Below are 16,677 nucleotides of genomic sequence, written 5' to 3' on the forward strand. Positions count from 1 at the left end.
TAGAGCGCCGGGCCCGTCCTCGAGCACTCCGCGCCGCGCGGCCAGAACCAGTTCGCGCGCGGCTTGACCGGTCAAAAGGGTCGCCGCAGGACAGCACAGCGCCGGCCAGCCGAGGGGGATTGGGACTGGGACCACCGCCGGCAAGCCGCTCCGCTGAATTGCGGAATGGCGACGATTTTCCGGCCTGGGTGTCCGCTTCCGATCTCCGCGCATTGCAAACGGTTTGCGCGGATAGTCGCGCGGCGTTCCGGTCGATCGATTATCCGATCTTCTGTAACGGTTTATACGATTCACGACCTCGCTAGCGACTGTTGAATGTCCACACTCTGGAAACACCTGCCAAGCTTGAAGTTTAGATCTAACTAATATCTACTGGCTGGAATTGTACTATGCACGGCTCCAAGCTCTTGATCATGGGATGGCTTTGCTGAGGATGCTTCATGTTTTTGATCCGCACCGATCTCGATGAAGCCGTTCAAAAATGGCGCGACATCATATTCACATCCTTACCATCTGACCGACTTGGCGCGTACGTCGCTTTGCGCAAACACGATCTGACGATCGAACTTCACGACGTCGACGAGGAAAGCGATCTTCTCGTCTTTGCCTCCGATGGCGAAGCGTTGGCCGAACGATTTCGTTTGGCTTATCCCTATGTCGCTACATATGCAGGGAATCCCGGCTATCCGCTAGAATATCTAGTTTGGCTTTCATTTCACATGCAAGCAAACTTCGATCGGCTAGGTGTCCTCGAAGTGAGCGCGACTTATGAGGATCAAGGCGGCGAAATCGAAAACATGTCTGCCGTTGCGATGGGCTTCTCGCACCAGACCGACCTTGAAGAATTCATAGATCGGTTTGACGGTCAGGACCTGAGCCAGGATCCACACTTCGGCCACGAGGTGTATGTTGCCGAAGTCAGAGGCCCTCTCCATCCCCTGGGAGTTCACCGATGATCCCGCCTCCGCTGGACGACGGCTGGCCGATCGTGAAATCTTGCAATAGCCCTGAGGTTGCTGCGTAACTCGAATTGCTTAGCCAGGCCCCCTAAAAATCCATTGCTTTTGAGCACCCCACTTGCAACAATATACCTGTAATTGCGCAACCACAAAGCACACGTTAAAAATGAGATTCGTGCTGGTCTTATTGCCGCGCAATTCCTCCATTTATCGAACGCGCACCTTGATTAAGCCTCCGCCCGTCGCGGAGGCTTAATCATCCATAGGGGGCCGACGTCCCTGACGAAGGTTTTGCGTCAGTCCCTATAGGCCGATCCCTCGCCGAGCTTGCTTCTGTCCGCAGTTCGAGCTGGGCCGCTGCTCAATAGAACTGCTGAGGGGACGTCGATCCCTTCTACTTTGCGGTGGATCCCTTTTCATCACGGAGCCGCTTTTGTGATCGCGTCAAAAGGCGCACCCCAAATGCCGCCGGCACCCGGCACTCACGACCGATCATCGACGATTGACCTTGCCCCAATGTCCTAGCCAGTTTTGAGTTCGCTCCAGCGGAAGCGGCGCAACCGGCCGCAGAAGTTTACCTGGTGGTTCGGGTGGCCTTTGCCTTGCCAATGTGGGTACCGGTCCAGATGTCTATGAGAAGTGGTCCGCCTACAAGCCAGCCCCAATTCCCGGCCCAGCAACGAGCGGTGCATTGCGTGGGTTCGCCGAAGATGTTGCCACATTCAAACTGTTAGCGCCTGGTCAGCCGCGAGCGCGCTCGGGCGCAGATATTTTTTCACCCAGCCACACGATTCCCAAGTTGACAGTTATCAACATATCGTCCAACATAAATATACAACGTCTTCTAATGTTGGACAATAGGAAAAAGGAAGAAATTTCGAATGGCAGTCCGCCCCCTTTCATCCGTGCTGAAGACACTTGCTGCATTCGACTGTGTCGCGGCCGCCGCGGAACCGATGCGGCTGGCCGAGGTCGCCAAGCAGCTCGGAGAAGCCCGAGGCGCTGCCCACCAGCGCCTCGTCACGCTGGTCGAAGCGGGCTGGATCGAGCAGACGCAGGACGGTCGCTACCGGCTGACACTGCGGGTCGTCAGTCACGCAGCGATGGCGTTGGAGCAGTCCAATCTCGGCGCGCGCTTTGCGGGGGTTCTCGAGGAAATGGTGACGCAGAGCGGTGAAACGGCTTCGCTTGCTGTCCTCGATGGCAAGGATGCGGTCATCGTTCGCCGGGTGGAATCGCGCGGTGTTCTTCGGGCCGACCTCAAGGTTGGTGCGCATCTGAGACTCGATCGCACGGCATTTGGCCGCGTCCTCGCTTCGCATGCACGCCCGGAAATCATCGAGCGCCTTCGGGTGCAGGGCGTGAGCCTGCCCGATGACGAGATGATGACGCTGGTTCGCCAGCAGGGATACGCAATTTCCGAAGTCGAGGGCCCGCGCACTGTCTCGGCTGTGGCCGCCCCGATCCTGGATGCGCAGGGCGAGTGCATTGGAGCACTGGCCCTTTCGGGCCCGTTCCAAGGTTTTGACACTGAAAAATGCGCTGGGATCGTCGTCGCGGCAGCGGCGGCGAGCTCTGGACGCATGCGAGGAGACCAATAAATGACTGCCCTTAGAAGTCCTGCTCCGGAATCGGACACCCACCGCATCGCGCGGCTAATGCGTTCAGCCGGAGAAATGATGGCGCCCGAACGCCTGGCCGCGATCCAGCCGTCGCGTGTCAGCGCATCGCGCGCATTGCTCAGCCAGGCAATCCGCGGTCGCTGGCAAATCCAGTGCAAGCGCTTCGAGATCGATGAGAAGGGCAACGGTGTCGCTGAATACCGCATCGATATTGGCGGATGGCGCTTCAGCTTTCCCGTCTATTCCTTTGAGCCCTCACCCCACGGCCGCACCGGCCGCATCATTGGCCGGGCCTGGGACATGATGGGCGCGCTGGTCGAAGGCGATATGAGCCGGGCCGATTTCGAGACGACGGGCGCTGAACTTCCCAAGCTCTATGAGGGACGCGCCACAGCCGGCACGCTCATTTGGTGCCGTTCCAACCGCAGCGGTCGCTTCTTCGAGAGTGCACGCCAGGCGCTTGCGTCAGGAAGGCAGCCGGACGTCGCTGAGCTGGCGCAGACCTGCTACCTCATGCGCAACACAGGTCTCGACGGCAACGGCACGTTTGGAACCAAGACATTCCTTGCCTTTGAAAAAGATCACCCCCTGCGCTGGTCGCTCGCCGCGCAAATGCTGTGCGCCTACATGATGCGCGTCTTTGCCCAGGACCTGCTGCAGCATCTTGTCCGCCTCGGCTCGCCGCAGGCACCCGACATGGCCAAGGATCTTCGCCGTTTCCTCGGCGTCGGCAACGGCTCGGCTCTCGGCCTGATGCTCTTCGTCAACAACCACCCGCGGCTGATCGAACGCTGGCTCTTTATTCGCGAAGAGGCCATTGCGCGAGCCAAGGCGGTTCTTCCCGACGCAGAAGGTTCTGAGATTGCCAAGCTGCTTGCCCTCGTCGACAAGGCGATCACTTTCCGCAGCCAGGACCGCGCGGCCTACGAGAACTTCACGCGCTCCGATGTGCTTGCTGAAGAGCTGCAAACCATCCGGCGCGCTGTCGCCGACCTTCTGCAACGCTGGCAGGCGGGCAACCGCTTCGAGGCAGAGCCCTTCGCAGAGCTTGCGGCCTCGCTTGAGGGCCGCGTGCACGCGGAGGCGATGGAAACCCTTCATTCGCTGCTGATCGAACTCGTGCCCGATGAAGCCGACGCCCTGGTCGGGGGCCTGGTCATCGATGAGGAATTGACGGGGCGCCCGGAGATGCCGGTCCACCGGCTGCGCGACCTGGTTCGCAATGACTATGCATGGGCGTTCAATCTTAATCTCGAGGTGCCCGCCGGCGAGCGCTACGTCTGGTACAAGTCAGTGACCGCGGAAGAACCGCGTCGCGGCCTTGCAACGGAGGTCGGTCACGATGTCGTCAATCTCGGCCTCGACCTGCCACGTCTCGTGGTGGCGCTGGACCGCGACCTTTCTGCGGTTGACCCCAACCTCAGCACGGCGCGCTTCCTGTTCGCCCATCCGCAGCACCGCGCCATCGTCACCCGCGTCCAGGCGCTTGCCGGCACCAGCCTGCATTCGCCGCACGCCGACATCATGAGCGGCTCGTTTACGCCAGCCCATATCACCCGCCTTCTCAATGTCGGCATTCACGGCATCGACAAGACACGCGACTTCCTCGACCGCAACCTGCGCGGCGTCCTGTTTCATGGCGCGCCTCTTCCCGAAGACATTGCTTCTGGAAACGCCGACGCGCTGTGGTTTTATCCTGCGGAGCCAAGCCTGTGAGCACCTGCCAGTCCAACCTTTCGAACTCGATGACTGTGAGCCTGCGCGAGATGCGCATGGTGTTCGAGCGTCTCCTCCAGGTCACGCGCATCGAAAGCGGCCTCGTCCCGGCCCTTAGGGATTGTGCCGTCTACTCTGCGGCCCTCGGTCTTGGCGGCTTTTCGCGTCTGACCGCAACGCTCGAGACGATCAGCAAGGCCACCCCAAAGGCCCTGTCACTCGACGGATCGGGCGACCCCGTCATCGACTGTGGCGGCCAGCATGCCTGGCTCGCCGCCGATGCCGCGCTCGAGCTCGCGGTCGAAAACATGAAGACAGGCGGCAGCGGCGTTGTCACCGTGCGTAACGCCAAAGACATCGGCGAACTCAAAGTCATCGAGGCACTGGCGCAGCGCTTCAGCCTGAAGGCAACAGTCGCCGTCGACGTCGACCGCGCGGCTATCGCAATCACACAAGCGCCTGATCCCGATGAAATCGCCCTTCTCGACAAGATCCGCCGCAATGGCGTTGCCGTCGACGCCGCGACTTGGTGGGAACTCTACCATCGCTCGGCGGAAGCCCTTGCGCCCGACAGCTATCTTTCGCGTCGCCATGCCGGCCCGATCATCGTCGAGGCCGACGGCAAGGTCATCGGCCGCCAGGACGAAGACGAGACCGATTTTTCCCTGCTTCTGGCCGACGCGCCCAAGAGCGCTGCTTCCGGCAAACACTGAATGGAATAACCATGATCATCGATGCTCTGCAATGCGGCCACTTTGACCGCTCGTCCTTCCAGGCCCTGCAACGCGGCGGCTACAGCGCCGTCACCCCGACGCTCGGCTTCTGGGAGGGGACAATGGAATCGCTCGATTCCCTTGCCCGCTGGCGCGACATGGAGCGTGAGAACGCCGACATCGTCCTGATCGCCCGCACCGCCGCCGATATCGAGCGCGCCGAGCAGGAAGGAAAGCTCGCTGTTGTGCTCGGCTATCAGAACTCCAATCTCTTCGAAGACCGCATCGCCTATGTGGAGTTCTTTGCCGAACTTGGTGTGCGCGTTGTCCAGCTCACCTACAACAACCAGAACGAACTCGGTGGGTCCTGCTACGAGGAAAATGACGGCGGCCTGGCCCGGTTCGGCCGGGTCGTCGTGCGCGAAATGAACCGGGTCGGCATGCTGGTCGATCTGTCGCATGTCGGCGACAAGACGACGCTGGACGCGATCGAATGGTCGCAAAAGCCCGTGGCCATCACTCATGCCAACGCCGCTTCGCTCTTTGCGCACAAGCGCAACAAGTCCGACCGCGTGATCAAGGCGCTTGCCGCACGCGGTGGTGTTATCGGCTGCGTTGCCTACCGCAACATCACGCCCGACAGCGCCTGCGCCACGGTCGACGGCTGGTGCGAGATGGTGGCCCGCACGGTCGATATCGCCGGCATCGACCATGTTGGTATCGGCACCGACATTTCCCACAACCACACCCAGCGTGACTACGACTGGATGCGAAAGGGCCGCTGGACACGATCCGTTCAGTACGGCGCGGGTTCGGCGGCAACGCCTGGTGCGGTGCCGAAGCCGGAATGGCTACTCAAACCGGAAAACCTTCAGGACGTGGCGCCGGCGCTTCTTCGGGTCGGTTTCAATCAGGAAGAGGCGAACAAGATCCTCAGAGGCAACTGGCTGCGTCTTTACGGTGAGGTCTTCCGCGCCGACTGACCGATTAGGGAAACGAAATTCCAACGAAAGAAGGGCCGCCGCCAGGCTCGCGAGCGGCCACGGGGAACAGCAATCAACGACCGTTCGACCAAGGAGAACAACGAATGGACACGTTCAAGAAAGCGTCGGTAATACCGATGTCGCGACGCGCAGTGCTCGGTGCTGGCCTTTTTGGGGCCGCCATGCTTGCCTCACCCCTCGTGCGCCGCGCAAGTGCTGCGGACAATGTACTTTATGTCAACACCTGGGGTGGCGACTGGGAAGTTTCCGTCAAGAAGTTCCTCTTCGATCCGTTCACGGCCGACACCGGCATCGAGATCCGCACGGTCTCGCCGATCTCGTTCGCCAAGCTTGCTGCGCAAAAGACGACCGGCGTCTTCGAATTCGACGTCACGACACTGGGCGTGGCCGACGTCGCCCGTGCGAATGCAGCCGGCCTCTTGCAAACGCTCGGAGACCATGTCGATGCGTCCAAACTTTGGCAGGGCGCCATCTATGAGAACGGCCTCTCGACCCACGGCTTTGCCACGCAGCTCGCGTTCAACAAGACGAAGTACCCGGATGGTTTGAAGAACTGGGCCGACTTCTTCAACGTCGAGAAATTCCCGGGCAACCGCAGCCTGCAGCGCCACGCCGCCCGCGTTCTCGCAATCGCGTTGCTCGCCGACGGCGTTTCCCCGGATCAACTGTTCCCTTATGATCTCGACCGCGCTTTCGCATCGCTCGACAAGGTCAAGGACAACGTGCGTGTCTGGTGGACGGCAGGCCCGCAGGCCCGCCAGATCCTGACCGACGGCGAGGTCGACATGGCCGGCCTTTGGGACAGCGATGCCGCCGGCGCGAAGAAGGCTTCGAAAGAGCCGATCGAGATCGTCTGGGACCAGGCGATCGTCGACCAGGCGTGCTGGATCGTCGCCAAGGATAGCCCGCGTGCCGAAAAGGGCTTCAAGCTGATCAGCCATATCGGCCAGAATGCCGAAGGCCTCGCGAAGTTCTGCATCGCCGACCAAAATGGCCCGATGAACCCGAAATCGTTCGATTTCATCCCAGCTGAGGTGGCCAAGACCATGCCGACTTATCCCGATCACCTCGCCCGCGCCGTCATGCTTGATGGCGCCAAGCTGACGGCACAGATCGACGAGTTGAGCAGCCGGTTCGAGAGCTGGGTCGGTCTTTGATGCAACCCTCCCGGTTCCGCGAGAAACGGAACCGGGTTGGTCTAAGAAACAGGTGCATTGCCTAGGGACGGCCCGCCGCCGCCGGCATGTGGATCGGGGTTTCCCGATCAGGTACTGAGGGAGCATTGACATGAAACAGAGATCGTTTTCGCCCATTGCGGAGGGGCCGATACCGCTGATGGCCCCGGCAGCGGTCTTCCTTGCGGTATTCTTCCTGGTGCCGCTTGCCTATGTGGGCTGGATGAGCATCTCGCAGCCGGTGGTCGGCCTGCAGAACTTCGCACGGCTTCTGCATTCGAGCCTGTTTGCGTCCGTGCTCTATCAGACGTTCAGGACCGCCTTCCTGGTCACCGCTCTTGCGCTCCTCTTCGCCTATCCGCTCGCCTATGCTGCGGCCAACGGATCCAAACGCTTCGCCACCTTTCTCCTGACCGTAGTCGCCCTTTCTTTCTGGACGAGCTATCTCGTGCGCACCTATGCCTGGATGGTCATTCTCGGCAATCAGGGGCCGGTCACGGCACTCCTTACCTGGCTCGGCTTCGATCCTGCGCCGAAGCTACTCTTCACCACGTTCAGCGCAACGCTTGCCATGACCCATGCGCTCATTCCTTTCATGACCATGTCGCTGTTCTCGGTCATGAAGCGCATCGATCCTCTCTATGTTCGCGCTGCGGAAAGCCTCGGCGCGAGCCCGCTTCGTGCCTTCCTCGCAGTCTATCTGCCGCTTTCGGCACCGGGCATCGTCAACGGTTGCACGCTCGTCTTCATCTCCTGCCTCGGCTTCTATGTGATGCCCGTGCTGCTCGGCAGCCCGCGCGACCAGATGATCGCAGGTATCATCGGCGACCAGATCGAACAGACACTCGACTTCGGGCTTGGCTCGGCAATCTCGATCGTGTTGCTCGGTCTGACGCTCGCAGTTTACGCGCTCTACAACCGCTTCTTCGGACTTGACCGGCTATGGGCAGGAGGTGGCCGATGAACCCGTTCGTTCGCGCGCTTGCGCTCCTCATCGCTTTTTTTGTCGCTGCACCGATGTTCATCGTCATCCCAATGTCGTTCAGCTCGGCTGCGTCGCTAACCTTCCCGCCGCCCGGCTACACGCTTGCCAACTACATCAACTTCTTCTCGGACCCCAACTGGACTGAGCCACTCATCAACAGCGTCATCATCGGTCTTGGAACGGTACTGGTGACGCTCTGCCTTGCCATCCCCGCGTCCTTCGCACTGGTGCGGCATATCTTCCTCGGCCGTGAATTGTTCAATCTCCTGATCATGCTGCCAATGATCGTGCCGACCATCGTCATGGCGCTCGGCTACTACATGTACTTCGGTCAACTTCGCCTCGTGCAGAGCTACCTTGGCGTCATCCTTGCCCATAGCTGCATCGCCATGCCGATGGCGACCCTGATCCTGACGGCGGCACTCAAAGGGTTCGACCGGTCCGTCGAGCGGGCTGCCATGAACCTCGGCGCGTCGCCCTTCACGACATTCCGGTTGGTGACCTTCCCAATCCTGCGTCCCGCCTTCACCGTCGCCGGTCTCTTTGCCTTTATCGCTTCCTTCGACGAAGCGGTGATCGCGCTCTTCATCTCCGGCCGCGACAGGGCGACCTTGCCGCGCCAGATGTTCAACGCCGTCCGCCAGGAGGCAGACCCGACCATCTCGGCGGCATCCTCTTTCCTGTTTCTGCTCGTTCTGGCTGGCGTCTGCGTCTGGCTTGCGCCGCAATTTGTGCGCCGCCGGTCCGGGACAACACGTCAGCCGCTCGAAAACGGCGCCACCAACACCGCTGCGGCGGCATCCTGATCAAGGAGCACAGCCATGAACGCCCGTTCTCTCACACTCCGCAACGTCAACAAGAGCTACGACGGCAAGCATATGGCGGCCGACAACGTGTCGCTCGACATCAAGGCTGGCGAGTTCGTCTCCTTCCTTGGCCCCTCCGGCTCCGGCAAGACCACGACGCTGATGATGATTGCCGGCTTCCAGCATCCGACGAGCGGAGAAATCCGCCTCGGCGAACGCGCCATCGACAAGCTGCCGCCGCACAAGCGCAATATCGGCATGGTCTTCCAGAACTACGCCCTCTTCCCGCACATGACGATCGCCGACAACGTCGCCTTTCCCCTGCGCATGCGCGGCGTGGAAAAGGCCGAGAAAGAACGGCGGTCGCGGGAGGCACTGGCGAAGGTCGGCCTCCAGGGCTTCGAGAAGCGCATTCCCTCGGAACTATCCGGCGGACAGCAACAGCGTGTGGCCCTTGCCCGCGCACTCGTCTTTGAGCCCGATATCATTCTGCTCGACGAACCGCTCGGCGCGCTCGACAAGGCGCTTCGCGAGCACATGCAGGTGGAGTTGAAGCGCATCCACCGCGACCTCGGCGTCACCATGGTCTACGTCACCCACGACCAGTCGGAAGCCATGACAATGTCGGACCGGATCGCCGTCTTCAACGAGGGGCGCATCGAACAGGTCGGCACCCCAAACGAGATCTACTTCGCGCCGAAGACCCGCTTCGTCGCCTCCTTCATCGGCGACAGCAACATCCTCGCCGCTTCCTCGCTTGGCGATGGCCGCTACGAGACGCCAGTCGGCGTCGTCGACACCAAAGCCGCAGGCAGTGACCGCAACAGCAAAGCCGAATTGCTGTTGCGCCCGGAGATGATCCGCCTCGCCGACGGGGCGGATCCAAGCCGTCAGGCGATGAAGATCGACAGCACTATCAACTATGGTGACAACCTGCTGGTCATCGGCAAACTCGGCGCGCAAGCGATCCGCATGCGCGTGCCCGGCGTCGATGCACGAAGGCTTGACGGTGCTTCCGAGTGCCACGTCACCTGGCGCAGCGAAGATGTGCACGTCATCGCCTGACAATCGCAAAGCGCAATCAAGCATAGCCTGGAGCCTGCCATGAACGACCGTCCCAACTCCCTTCACGCCCTGGATCGGCAAAGCCTTATCCATCCCTACACCAACCTTGCGGTTCACCAGGAGGTGGGGCCGCATGTCATTACCGGTGGCGAAGGGATCTACGTCGTCGATGATCAGGGAAAGCGTTACATCGAAGGTCTTGCCGGCCTCTTCTGCGCCGGGCTCGGCTTCAGTGAACCGCGATTGGTGGAAGCGGCGACGCGCCAGTTAAAGACAATGCCCTTCTATCATTCCTTCGCCCACAAATCGACGGAACCGGGTATCCGCCTTGCAGAGAAGCTGCTCGAAATGGCGCCGGTACCCATGTCGAAGGTCTTCTTTGCCGGTTCCGGTTCCGAAGCGAACGACACGGCGATCAAGCTGGTCTGGTACTACAACAACGCGGTCGGACGGCCTGAGAAGAAGAAGATCATTTCGCGCCGCAAGGCTTACCATGGCGTAACGGTGGCAACTGCAAGCCTCACGGGTCTTCCGTTCAACCACCGTGATTTCGATCTGCCGATCGCCAACATCTTCCACACCGATTGCCCGCATTACTGGCGGTTTGCAGAACCTGGTGAGAGCGAGGAAGATTTTGCAACCCGGCTTGTCTCCAATCTCGAGGCTATGATCCTCGAAGAGGGTCCGGAAACGGTGGCCGCCTTCTTCGCTGAACCGGTCATGGTATCCGGTGGAGTGATCACGCCGCCAAAGACCTATTTCGAGAAGCTCCAGACGGTTCTGAAAAAGTACGACATCCTTTTGGTGGCCGACGAAGTTATCTGTGGTTTCGGGCGCACCGGAAACATGTTCGGGTCAGAAACCTACGGGATGAAGCCCGACATGATCAGTTGCGCCAAGCAGCTTTCGGCCGCCTACATGCCGATCTCGGCGCTGATGATCAACGAGAAGATCTCTGACGTCCTCGTCGACCAGAGCCGCAAGATCGGCACATTTTCGCATGGTTATACTTATGGCGGTCATCCGGTCGCGGCGGCTGTCGCGCTGGAGGCCCTGACGATCTATCAGGAAACCGACATCGTCTCTCATGTCCGCGCCGTCAGTGTGCGCTTCCAAGAAGGCATCGCCAAGCTCGGAGACCATCCGCTGATCGGTGAAGCCCGCGGTGTCGGCCTTGTCGCTGGCCTCGAGTTCGTCAAGGACAAGGTGACGAAGGAGAACTTTCCACCGGCCTGGCAGGTCGCCAACCATGCCGGCAAGTTCGCAACCGAACGGGGCGTCCTTACTCGTGGTCTTGGCGACATGGTGAGCCTGTGCCCGGCCATGATCATCAACGAGAAGCAGATCGACGATCTCATGGCCCGCATGCAGCTTGCTCTCGACGACACGCTTTCGTGGGCGCGCAGCCAAGGCTACATCGCGTGATGCCGGAGATCGACATGTCCACCCGTCCGCCACATTCCTATGAACGGCTCGGCATGCTGATCGGCGGCCGCTGGATTTACGAGACCGAGGGGCAGGACGCGGTCATCGACCCGGCAAGCGGAGCGGTCATCGGCTATTTGCCCTGCGCCACCGACGCCGACCTAGCGGCGGCCGTCGCCTCCGCGCAGCGGGCGTTCGGAAGCTGGAAGGATCGCTCACCGCTCGACCGCGGGCAGATCCTGCGGCGCTTCGCCGATCTTGCTCGCACGCACGCCGAGGAGGTCGGCCGCAACATGGTGCTTGACCAGGGCAAACCGCTGACGGAAGCAATCGGTGAGATCCGATTTGCCGCCGACCATGCCGATTGGCATGCGGAGGAAGCGCGGCGCATCTATGGTCGCCTTATCCCTTCGCGAGATCCACGTGTACAGCAGGCGGTCACGCGCGAACCCGTCGGCGTCTGCATCGCATTTACCCCCTGGAATTTCCCGTTTAGCCAGGCACTGCGCAAGGTCGTGGCAGCCTTGGCAAGCGGCTGCACGATAATCCTCAGAGGGCCGGCGGAATCGCCCTCCTCCACGGTCGCGATCGGCCGGCTTATGCAGGAGGCGGGTCTGCCGGACGGTTGCCTCAATATCGTCTGGGGATCGTCTTCGCATATTTCCGAAACGCTGCTTTCGGCGCCCGAGGTGAAGAAGATCTCGTTTACGGGGTCCGTCGAAGTCGGCAAGCTGCTTGCTTCGCTCGCAGGCCGCCATATGAAGCGCTCCACGATGGAGCTTGGCGGCCACGCTCCGGTTATCGTCTTCGACGATGCCGACGTTGAAGCATCTGCCGACGCGCTTGCCGCGCAAAAGGTCCGCAATGCCGGACAGGTCTGCGTTTCGCCGACCCGCTTCTACGTTCAAACAGGAGCATATGACCGTTTCCTAGCGCGCTTCGCCGACAAGGTGGCCGCCACGAAGGTTGGCTATGGCTTTGCCGAAGGAGTGCAGATGGGTCCGCTCTGCCACGCCCGCCGGGTCACGGCTATGGAAGGCTTCGTACAGGATGCCCGCGAACGGGGAGCGGAGATCGTGACCGGCGGCAGTCGCATCGGCGACGCCGGCTTTTTCTATGCGCCGACGGTGGTTGCCGGTGGTTCCGACGCGTTGCGGCTGATGAACGAGGAGCCCTTTGGACCCATTGCGGTCGTCGCGCCTTTTTCTGGTTTTGACGACGTGATGCGGCGCGCCAACAGCCTTCCTTTCGGCCTTGCGTCTTACGTGTTCACCGCCTCCAGCAGTCGAGCCCAGCACGCCGCAAAAGCGCTTGCCGCCGGGATGGTCAGCATCAATCACTTCGGCCTGGCGCTACCCGAAACGCCTTTCGGTGGCATCAACGACAGCGGCTATGGTAGCGAAGGTGGGACTGAAACCTTTGACGGCTATCTCAACACGAAATTCGTGACCCGCTTCGACGCGCGGCCCGAATGAGCAGCCTTACTTTCTTGGAGAACAAAATGTTTGAAGCCATCGATACCGGATCAGACCCCTCAGACGCGCCAGTCAGCGAGGTCGTGCGCGCCGGCAATCTCGTCTGGTCGGTCCATATTTCCGAAGACCCGGTGAATGGCGACCTCGTCACAGGTGACATCGAAACCCAGACGCGCCGAACGCTTGGAAATCTCGACATCGCGATCCGTGCTGCGGGCGGCACGCTGGCCGATGTCGTGCAGGTTCAGGTTTTCCTCACTGAAAGATCGGACGCACCAGGAATGAACAAGGTCTACGCCGAGTTCTTCAAGGAGCCCTATCCGGTGCGTGCGACCGTGGTGGTAAAGGAGCTTTTGGCCGAAGGCCTTCGCATCGAAATCCTTGCCCACGCCGTTCTCGGCAACAGAGCTTAAAGTGGCCGATCATGTTTGAGAAAGTCGAAACCGGTATCGCTTCGTCAAAGGCGCCTTTGAGCGCTACGGTCAAGGCAGGCCGCATCGTGCGATCCGCGCATATTGCAAAGAATCCGACGACGGGCGAACCCATTACCGGTGACATCGAGACACAGGCACGCCAGGTGTTCCTGAACCTCCGACAGGCGCTCGAAGCGGCCGGCGGAACACTTGCCGATGTTGTGCAGATCCACGCCTATCTCACGGATAAGGCGGATGCAGGCGGCATGAATAGGATTTACCGGGAGTTCTTTACTGCACCTTATCCGGTTCGTGCCACCGTCGTAGTCGATCTTCTCTCCAACGGAATACGCCTTGAGGTACTCGCAACGGCTGTCCTTTCCTCCTCGGCGTGACGATGGTGTCTCGCCTGTTTGGCGCTGTCTGTCCAAAAGAGATAGAAGACGGCAACCGGCGGCACCGGCCTCTACCGAGAAAGGGACCTGGTCCCTAACCAAGTCTTTTTAACAATGACAGACATGCCACGAACGTATGTGGAAACGCCGCCTTCCGTTCCTTCTTCATCCGTTGATTGGCTTCCACCACAGAGCGCTCATGCGTGATGTGCCGGTGGCGACCGAGAAGGAGATTGGAGACGAGGCGGCTCGGATGACCGATTCGTCCAAGTCATTCGACACGCCAGAATTCATGAAGGGCAAGTTCAGGGTCCGCGCCGGGGCGGCGCAAGGCGGCACCTACGGCAACTCAGTGCGAGAGGCGCTAGACGTGATCTATGCCCTCGACGCCCAGAAGCCGGCTCAAACCTTTGACGGTGCGGTTGCGCCGCAGAACAGGTGGGCCGAGGTTTTTGAGCAGGGGTCTTGCGGCGGCCGCTCCGAACCAAACGGTTCCCCACGAACACGAGGGGAGCATTGCGCTCCCCTCCCCGATGTCGTCACATCAGGCCTGACTAGGCCGATTGATGCTCAGGAAGTGTCGAACCACTGGCTTCTCCGGGCCTTTGTGATAGGTCAGAACCTTGCCCTGCAAGTCTGCGTCGGCGTTGGAAACCCGCTGATGCTGGCGAAGGTGTTCCGCCCAGGATTCCACCATGAACCACTCAACCATCTTTTCCGGGTCGGCGGAGTCTTCGGTCACGCCCCAGCCATAGGCACCATCGCGGCGACGTTCCTGGGAGAGCGTGTCGAGCGCATGGAGGAAGGCGCGGCGGTGATGTTTTTCGACCTGGTACTCGATCAGGATCAGGACGGGACCACGGTCATGAGCGACAGGTTCGGCAACAAGCGGTTCCGGCCAATGGTTCGAAGGCACCAAATCCACATCGCCGGCTGACAGCTTCAGTCGGTGCATGATGAAGCCGGCGGCAAGCAGTCCGGCAGCGCCGATCAGCAGCGTCCCCTGGATACCCGCTGCTTCGCCAACTGCACCCCAGCCAAGGCTGCCGGCGGTCATCGCCCCGTTGAAAACGGTGAGGTAGACCGCAAGACCGCGACCACGCACCCAGTTGGGGAGAACGGCCTGTGCTGCGCCATTGAGGGTTGTCAGCGCGGTGATCCATGCGCCACCGAGGAACAGAAGGGCGATGATGGCAACCCACTTCGGGAGGGAAAGCGAAAGTACGGCCATGACGATCGCGGTGACAACGGCCGCCCCGAGCAACAGTCCATCGGCGCTCAGCCGGTCACGCAACTTCGGCATGACCAATGCTCCTGCGATCGCACCGGCACCGACAGCGCCGAGCAGAATGCCGTAGAAGCTTGCGTCCCCACCCAGGAGTTGGCGGGCGACCAGCGGCAAAAGTGCCCAGACCGCGCTCGCAAAGGCAAAAAAGATCGCGGCACGCAGCAGGACGACATGCAGTGGACGACTGGCGCGGGTGTAGCGGAGACCGGCACGGAATGCGCCAAAGAAGTTTTCAGACAACGCATCGTTGGCGCTTTTTGCCCGTGGCCACCAGAGAAGCGCGGCGATGACGATGATGTAGCTGGCCACGTCGGCACCATAAGTGACGCCTGCGCCAAACGCGGCAAGCAAAAGTCCGCCTGCCGCGGGGCCGATCGATCGTGCGATATTGATCCCGAGTGAGTTCAGCGCCACGGCGCTTTTGACGTCTTCTCGCTTGACCAGTTCTGGAACGATCGCCTGCCAGGTCGGCCCCATCAGTGCCGCACCGATGCCGCCGAGGAAGGTCAGACCGATCAGTGCGCTGACGGAGAGCATTCCGGTCTGCGCCAGAACCATCAAACTGATACTGACGGACGCAAGCAAGATCTGAACAGCAATCAGGAACTTGCGCCGGTCGAGGATGTCGGTGAGCACACCGGCCGGGATGGCGAGCAGGAAAATAGGCAAGGTTCCCGCCGCCTGCACCATCGCGACTGCGGCAGGTGAAGCAGACAGGTCAGTCATGAGCCAGGAGCTGGCAACGTCACGCATGAAACTGCCGGTATTGCCCAGGACTGTGGCCGCCCAAAGGACCGCGAATACCGGTTGAGCCAAGGGAGCAAAGGTTCCGCCGACAGATTTTTTGTCGCTCATTTGCAATCTCCTTTTGTCAGATCGATTGCGGCGACAATGACGAATGCACCGGCGAGGCCGAGATGCTCGAAGAAGGCATTGCCGGCCATCAGGCGATCCATGCCAGGTGTCATTTCCCAGAAGCGAAGGGCAATGAAGGTTGCAAGAAGTGTGAAGCCCGCGAGTGACAGCGCGCCAGCCCAACGCAGGACGCCTGATACCACCATGGCCGAAGCCGTAAGCTCAAAGCCGATGACAGCGACCGCGAAGAACGCCGGCGGATGAAGACCGAAATGCGCCATCTCGGCGATCGCGCCATCAAAGTCGAAGATCTTGGCAAGCGGCCCCTGAATGTAGGCGGCGCAAAGGGCAAGCAGCGCCGCGGTCCGCATTGCGGGAGCCGCGATGACTTCGGCAAAATGCCCACGGATTGAAGAGGTCGGGTGATGGATCATTTTTGCTCCTGCGATCGTCGCTGTCTCTGAAACCGGCTATGTGGTTCGTCTGATAGAGCGATATTGACCGGGAAGTTCCCTACCAACAATTGCATCAATATTTGCTATTTAATTGCATTTTTCGCAACAATAGAAGCGCATTGCATGTGCTCCAGCCAAACACCAAAACGGGCAGCGACCGAGCTGCCCGTTTTGGTGTTCATGCATGATTTGCGTGCCTTCACACCGCCCAGCAGGAGCATCCAAGCGCGCCGAAGAAACCCTTAAGGTCGGCGATCGGCAGTTTCGACGTCCAGGCGCCGGCATGATCGTGGCCATGGACGCCGCAATCGCTGGCGCAGCCGCAC

15 protein-coding genes are annotated in these 16,677 nt (G+C 60.6%); 13 read left to right on the forward strand and 2 right to left on the reverse strand.

The features are described from left to right. Positions 1–440 precede the first annotated feature (440 nt). From IB279_RS33170 to IB279_RS33230, 13 genes are all read left to right on the forward strand, one after another. Entirely contained in the window at positions 441–956 is a 516-nt protein-coding gene (locus tag IB279_RS33170; protein ID WP_060610094.1) for a hypothetical protein, read from the forward strand. Between the two features lie 884 nt (positions 957–1,840). Further along, complete coding sequence (locus IB279_RS33175) at positions 1,841–2,560, forward strand: IclR family transcriptional regulator (RefSeq protein ID WP_029742651.1); 720 nt, start codon at positions 1,841–1,843, stop codon at positions 2,558–2,560. Next, positions 2,561–4,297: a hypothetical protein gene (locus IB279_RS33180; RefSeq protein ID WP_060610091.1), complete on the forward strand. Its 1,737-nt coding sequence runs from the start codon at positions 2,561–2,563 to the stop codon at positions 4,295–4,297. Then, positions 4,294–5,010, forward strand: a complete 717-nt coding sequence (locus IB279_RS33185; protein WP_192340607.1) for a hypothetical protein — start codon at positions 4,294–4,296, stop codon at positions 5,008–5,010. Before IB279_RS33180 ends, IB279_RS33185 begins: the two co-directional genes overlap by 4 nt. An 11-nt stretch (positions 5,011–5,021) precedes the next feature. After that, on the forward strand, positions 5,022–5,993 hold the full coding sequence (locus tag IB279_RS33190) for a membrane dipeptidase (protein ID WP_192340609.1): 972 nt from the start codon (positions 5,022–5,024) through the stop codon (positions 5,991–5,993). Positions 5,994–6,097: 104 nt separating this feature from the next. After that, on the forward strand, positions 6,098–7,171 hold the full coding sequence (locus IB279_RS33195) for an extracellular solute-binding protein (protein ID WP_192340612.1): 1,074 nt from the start codon (positions 6,098–6,100) through the stop codon (positions 7,169–7,171). Between the two features lie 130 nt (positions 7,172–7,301). Continuing rightward, positions 7,302–8,153 (forward strand): ABC transporter permease, encoded by an 852-nt coding sequence (locus IB279_RS33200; RefSeq protein ID WP_029742657.1) that lies wholly within the window; start codon positions 7,302–7,304, stop codon positions 8,151–8,153. After that, positions 8,150–8,980 (forward strand): ABC transporter permease, encoded by an 831-nt coding sequence (locus IB279_RS33205; RefSeq protein ID WP_029742658.1) that lies wholly within the window; start codon positions 8,150–8,152, stop codon positions 8,978–8,980. The genes IB279_RS33200 and IB279_RS33205 overlap by 4 nt, the downstream gene beginning before the upstream one ends. Before the next feature lie 15 nt (positions 8,981–8,995). Continuing rightward, positions 8,996–10,045: an ABC transporter ATP-binding protein gene (locus IB279_RS33210; protein ID WP_029742659.1), complete on the forward strand. Its 1,050-nt coding sequence runs from the start codon at positions 8,996–8,998 to the stop codon at positions 10,043–10,045. Between the two features lie 39 nt (positions 10,046–10,084). Further along, positions 10,085–11,470, forward strand: coding sequence for an aspartate aminotransferase family protein (locus tag IB279_RS33215; RefSeq protein WP_192340614.1), 1,386 nt, complete (start codon positions 10,085–10,087; stop codon positions 11,468–11,470). Positions 11,471–11,484: 14 nt separating this feature from the next. Then, on the forward strand, positions 11,485–12,945 hold the full coding sequence (locus tag IB279_RS33220; protein ID WP_192340616.1) for an NAD-dependent succinate-semialdehyde dehydrogenase: 1,461 nt from the start codon (positions 11,485–11,487) through the stop codon (positions 12,943–12,945). Between the two features lie 26 nt (positions 12,946–12,971). Then, entirely contained in the window at positions 12,972–13,358 is a 387-nt protein-coding gene (locus tag IB279_RS33225; RefSeq protein WP_029742662.1) for a RidA family protein, read from the forward strand. 11 nt (positions 13,359–13,369) lie between these two features. After that, positions 13,370–13,753: a RidA family protein gene (locus IB279_RS33230; RefSeq protein ID WP_127890881.1), complete on the forward strand. Its 384-nt coding sequence runs from the start codon at positions 13,370–13,372 to the stop codon at positions 13,751–13,753. Positions 13,754–14,297: 544 nt separating this feature from the next. Here IB279_RS33230 and IB279_RS33235 read toward each other — a convergent pair. Beyond that, positions 14,298–15,896 (reverse strand): MFS transporter, encoded by a 1,599-nt coding sequence (locus IB279_RS33235; protein ID WP_192340618.1) that lies wholly within the window; start codon positions 15,894–15,896, stop codon positions 14,298–14,300. Beyond that, positions 15,893–16,330 carry a DoxX family protein gene (locus IB279_RS33240; protein ID WP_192340620.1) on the reverse strand — a complete coding sequence of 146 codons (438 nt, stop codon included), beginning with the start codon at positions 16,328–16,330 and terminating at the stop codon, positions 15,893–15,895. Before IB279_RS33240 ends, IB279_RS33235 begins: the two co-directional genes overlap by 4 nt. Between the last annotated feature and the right edge of the window lie 347 nt (positions 16,331–16,677).

The organism is Ensifer sp. ENS06 (assembly GCF_014852205.1).
GTDB classification, from domain to species: domain Bacteria; phylum Pseudomonadota; class Alphaproteobacteria; order Rhizobiales; family Rhizobiaceae; genus Ensifer; species Ensifer adhaerens.